The 2,374-nt window shown below is 64.7% G+C and carries 6 protein-coding genes; 1 reads left to right on the top strand and 5 read right to left on the bottom strand.

The window, feature by feature from the left end; translation table 11 throughout:
- Nucleotides 1-12 precede the first annotated feature (12 nt).
- Entirely contained in the window at nucleotides 13-474 is a 462-nt protein-coding gene (locus EN906_RS31145; RefSeq protein WP_127375643.1) for a hypothetical protein, read from the top strand.
- 35 nt (nucleotides 475-509) lie between these two features.
- Here the strand turns inward: EN906_RS31145 and EN906_RS31140 are convergent, their stop codons facing one another.
- The 5 genes from EN906_RS31140 to EN906_RS31120 form a co-directional block, all read right to left on the bottom strand.
- Complete coding sequence (locus EN906_RS31140; RefSeq protein WP_127269525.1) at nucleotides 510-815, bottom strand: urease subunit beta; 306 nt, start codon at nucleotides 813-815, stop codon at nucleotides 510-512.
- 8 nt (nucleotides 816-823) lie between these two features.
- Nucleotides 824-1,411 carry a HupE/UreJ family protein gene (locus tag EN906_RS31135; RefSeq protein WP_127269526.1) on the bottom strand — a complete coding sequence of 196 codons (588 nt, stop codon included), beginning with the start codon at nucleotides 1,409-1,411 and terminating at the stop codon, nucleotides 824-826.
- Between the two features lie 32 nt (nucleotides 1,412-1,443).
- Nucleotides 1,444-1,698 carry a DUF1272 domain-containing protein gene (locus EN906_RS31130; RefSeq protein ID WP_127269527.1) on the bottom strand — a complete coding sequence of 85 codons (255 nt, stop codon included), beginning with the start codon at nucleotides 1,696-1,698 and terminating at the stop codon, nucleotides 1,444-1,446.
- 10 nt (nucleotides 1,699-1,708) lie between these two features.
- Nucleotides 1,709-2,011, bottom strand: coding sequence for an urease subunit gamma (locus tag EN906_RS31125; protein ID WP_127269528.1), 303 nt, complete (start codon nucleotides 2,009-2,011; stop codon nucleotides 1,709-1,711).
- A gap of 28 nt (nucleotides 2,012-2,039) precedes the next feature.
- A partial coding sequence (locus tag EN906_RS31120) for an urease accessory protein UreD (protein ID WP_348629296.1) occupies nucleotides 2,040-2,374 on the bottom strand: 335 nt, incomplete at its 5' end.

The raw sequence follows: 2,374 nt of genomic DNA, 5'->3' as shown, positions 1-2,374 counted from the left end.
TTCTCGACCAGAATGCAGGCAGTCGCCGCCATGGCGTTCCTGGCGGCTGCCGGTCCGGCTACCGGATTGAAGGCGCAAGGGCTGGAAAGCACGGAGACCGTCAACCGCATCGTCGGCTCGCAGGTCAAGCAGGAAGAGACCAAGGCCACCACTGAGGCCGCAAACGTCAACACGGCGATCGACCGCACGCGTGAAAACATCGGTACGGTACGCAAGACGTCCAAGCTCGACAAGGTCGACATCGTGTTCCTCACCGACGCCGCGCGCAGCGAAGGCGGCCCGCCGCCGGAGATCGAAAGCAAGGTCAAGCAGCATCAGGACGACATCACCGAGCTGCGCAAGGAGATCGAAGCCAACGCGCTGCTGTTCAACGCCATCGAATCGCAGCGCGTGCAGGCGCAGGATGTCCTTGCCGTCGAATTCGACGATCCCGGAAAGATCGTCATCTACGCCGCGGCCAAGCCATCGAACTGAGCTGAGCGCGCCGAAAGATCTCACAGCTTGAGATCTCACAGCTTGCCCATCACCTTCTGCTGAAATCCGTAGACCTCGCGCTTGCCGCCGAGCGGCACCAGCGTGACATCGCGCTCCTGGCCCGGCTCGAAACGCATGGCCGTGCCCGCGGCAATGTCGAGGCGCATGCCCCTGGCGCGCTCGCGGTCGAATTTCAGCCCCTCATTGGTCTCGAAGAAATGGTAGTGGCTGCCGACCTGGACCGGCCGGTCGCCGCTGTTGGCGACTTTCAGGGTGACGGTCGGCAGGCCCTTGTTGAGCTCGATGTCGCCGCCCACCGTGATGATTTCACCGGGGATCATGGTCGCCCTCACACGATGCCGAAGGCGAGACCGATGCCGATCGCCGCACAGGCGGCACCGGCAGCACGGGCCACTCCACGGAACCGGATGCCGAGACTGAGACCGGCAGCGATGCCGGCGGCATGCAGCAACAGCGTGGCGATGGCAAAGCCGGCCATGTATTCAAGCCCGCCGGCATTCTCCGGCACCTCGGTGCCATGCGCGTGGCCGTGGAAAAGTGCGAACAGGCCGATGATGGCGACCCCGGCCGAGACCGGCAGATCGATCGCCAGCGCCACCAGCAGCCCGAGCGTCACGACCGATGCCAGTATGCCCGGTTCGACGAAGGGCAGCGGCATGTGCAGCATACCCAGCGCGCCGCCGACCAGCATGACGCAGACAAAGGCCGCCGGCCAGGCAAGAACCGCCTTGCCGCCCTTGAGCGCCGCCCACAGCCCGACTGCGGCCATCACCGTCATATGATCGAGCCCGGAAAGCGGGTGCATGAAGCCGGCCGTGAAGGAGGAGGCCGTGCCGATGCCGACATGAGCATAGGCCGGCATGGCAGCGGCCAGCAGCAGGATCGCCGACAGGCAGAGGCGTTTGGCGGGGATCATCTGTTTGCCTTTCGTTTTGCTCGGTCTGGTGTTTACGCCGCCTTGCTGGGACCGCAGCCTTCAGCCTTGAGAACGCGTCTGCTCGACGCCGGATATTTCTTCAGCATCGCTGGCGGGCGGATCGGCCGCGCCGAAAAACCACCGCCGCAATTGGGGCAGATGCCGCCCAACACCTGTTCCACGCATCCGGCGCAAAAGGTGCACTCGAAGGTGCAGATCAGCGCATCCGTCGCCTCCGGCGGCAGGTCCTTGTCGCAGCATTCGCAGTTGGGACGCAGCTCCAGCATCCTGTCCTCCTCAACGGATCGGTTCGTGCACGGTCACCAGCTTGGTGCCGTCGGGAAAAGTCGCCTCGACCTGCACGTCATGGATCATCTCGGCGATGCCTTCCATGACTTGCGCGCGGCTGACGATATGAGCGCCGGCTTCCATTAGTTCGGCGACCGGACGGCCGTCGCGGGCGCCTTCGACGACGAAGTCGGTGATCAGCGCGATCGCTTCCGGATGGTTGAGCTTGACGCCGCGTTCGAGCCGCTTGCGCGCCACGATCGCCGCCATGGCGATCAGCAGCTTGTCCTTTTCCCTCGGCGTCAGGTTCATGCGTTTCCCTGGATTGGTAGAGACAGGCCTATAGTGACCATAATTTGGGCAACCCCGCCCTTCCGTTGAGCAATTCGACGAGTGGAACCAGCCGCTGGCGCAGCCGGTAGCCGTCCCCGGCGTAGAGCCTCGCAAGAAGCTTGCCAGATTTCTTCACGCTCCAGGCACTGGCGCTGCCGTGTTCGCCGACGATCTCCAGAACCCGGTCGAGCAGGGCCTCGGCGCGTGGCGACACCAGAAGCAGCGTCGCCACCGCGATCGCGCCGCCGGCAACCGCCGGGCGGTCGAGCGTGGCGGCGATATCGGGTCCGATGCGGAAATCCTCGGCATGAATGAGGGCGCCATCCTGGCGCACACGCCAGC

Origin of the sequence: Mesorhizobium sp. M7A.F.Ca.CA.004.06.1.1, from assembly GCF_003999135.1 — a bacterium.
GTDB lineage: Bacteria > Pseudomonadota > Alphaproteobacteria > Rhizobiales > Rhizobiaceae > Mesorhizobium.
Note: the sequence above shows the minus strand (reverse complement) of the source record. Positions and strands in the feature narration are given on the sequence as shown.

Coding starts and splice junctions, on each gene's coding strand:
- EN906_RS31130 (WP_127269527.1), bottom strand. CDS start 1,698: ATGCTGGAGCTGCGTCCCAACTGCGAATGCTGCGACAAGGACCTGCCG.
- EN906_RS31140 (WP_127269525.1), bottom strand. CDS start 815: ATGATCCCCGGTGAAATCATCACGGTGGGCGGCGACATCGAGCTCAAC.
- EN906_RS31125 (WP_127269528.1), bottom strand. CDS start 2,011: ATGAACCTGACGCCGAGGGAAAAGGACAAGCTGCTGATCGCCATGGCG.
- EN906_RS31135 (WP_127269526.1), bottom strand. CDS start 1,411: ATGATCCCCGCCAAACGCCTCTGCCTGTCGGCGATCCTGCTGCTGGCC.
- EN906_RS31145 (WP_127375643.1), top strand. CDS start 13: ATGCAGGCAGTCGCCGCCATGGCGTTCCTGGCGGCTGCCGGTCCGGCT.